This window comes from Neobacillus drentensis, assembly GCF_036965425.1.
Lineage (GTDB): Bacteria > Bacillota > Bacilli > Bacillales > Cytobacillaceae > Neobacillus > Neobacillus drentensis_F.
The window spans coordinates 1-1,642 of sequence record NZ_JBALPP010000227.1 but is presented as its reverse complement, the minus strand read 5'-3'; the positions used below and the strand labels follow the sequence as shown (position 1 = coordinate 1,642).

The 1,642-nt window shown below is 29.0% G+C and carries 2 protein-coding genes; both read right to left on the bottom strand.

Going from position 1 to position 1,642, the window contains the following annotated elements:
* A partial coding sequence (locus V7161_RS30345) for a response regulator (RefSeq protein ID WP_335716472.1) occupies positions 1–584 on the bottom strand: 584 nt, incomplete at its 3' end.
* Between the two features lie 2 nt (positions 585–586).
* The coding region (locus V7161_RS30340) for a sensor histidine kinase (RefSeq protein WP_335716471.1) at positions 587–1,642 on the bottom strand (1,056 nt) is incomplete at its 5' end.

The following is a 1,642-nucleotide window of genomic DNA, read 5'->3' as shown; positions in this document are numbered from 1 at the left end:
GAACTCATAAGTTCCTTAAGATCATTATCCTCATACCTTTTCTTAACTATCAAAAAACTGTCAATAAGTAGAGAACAGCAAATATAATTTTCTCCTTTTAATCTTAGTACACTATTCTCCAAATCCCTCTCAGTAAAATCTCCAGCAATTAATTTCCTAACTAGTTCATTTCTATTAACACTTTGATTTTTACTACCTTTTTTTCTTTTTTTGTCCTCTAAAGAAGCCATAACCATTTTAAGAATTTTATCCGGTTCCATTTCTGTTTTTAAAATATAATCATTTATTCCGAGCTTAAAGGCACTTCTTACAAGTGTATAATCATCATAAGCGCTTAACACTAAAAACTCAGTATTAATGCCAAGCCGTCTACTTTCCTCAATAAGCTCAATGCCATTCATAACAGGCATATTAATGTCAGTTATGACTATATCAATATCCCCTCTAGCTTTTATTATCTCTAAAGCTTTATTTCCATTAGATGCCTCTAAAACCTCATCGAAACCATAATTATTCCAATCTATCAAGGACTTTAAAGCAAGTCTTACAATAGGCTCATCTTCAACTAAAAGCATTTTATACATACTTAACTCTCCTTTTTCATTAGTATAGGAAGTATAAGTTTTACTTTTGTGAATTTATTCTTTTCACCTTCTATTTTTATTCCATACCCTTGTCCACAATTCAGTCTGATCCTGCTTTCAATATTTTTTATTCCAATATGATTAAAGCTTGTGTTGCTTTTTTCTTTACTTGTAAAAATACTTTCAATTTCTTCTTCTGTGATGCCTCTACCATTGTCTTCAACTTCAAAGATAAGATTTTCCTCTGATATATATCCAGTTATAATGATATTTTTTTCTCCATCAATTTCATTAATTCCATGAACGATTGCATTCTCAACTATAGGCTGTAATATCAATTTAATAATATAAAGATTTCTTACTTCTTCCTCCACCTTAACCACTAAATTGAAATCATCTCCAAACCGAACTTTCATTATTTCTGCATAATGATCAAGATATTCCAATTCTTCTCTTACAGTAATAAAGGTAGATTCACTTCTAAAGGTTGCAGATAAAAGCTTCATAAAGGAATCTGTTACTTTTCTTATGCTCTCTGCCTTTGAGATCATAGCCATTAATTTAATTACATTTAAGGTATTATAAATGAAGTGGGGATTTATTTGAGCTTGTAAGACCTTCATTTCTTCCTTAGAACGTTCTCTTTCCTTCAAATCCCTTTCTACCATAAGGTTCTTAATATCATTTATCATCTTATTATAGTTGCTTCCCAGCTCATTAATTTCTTCCAAACTAGTATTTATATTTGTGATTTCATCAAGCCTTCCATCTTTAATACCTTTCATTTTTTTGATAAGTTCTTTTATTGGCTTCAAAATATCTTTAAAGAAGGTTTTACTATATAAAATAAAAAACAAATTGAATACTACAAATATGGCAAATAGTATTTTCATAATGTTAGTTGTATCCTTTGTTAGTGCCTTATCCTCAATTATATTGATAACAGTCCATCCTGACTTTTCAGAGGTGTATTTTGATATATACTTAGTGTCTTTTTTATAATTATTCTTATAAAAATTATTGTCCTTATTGTTAATATCCTTAAGATATTCTACTTG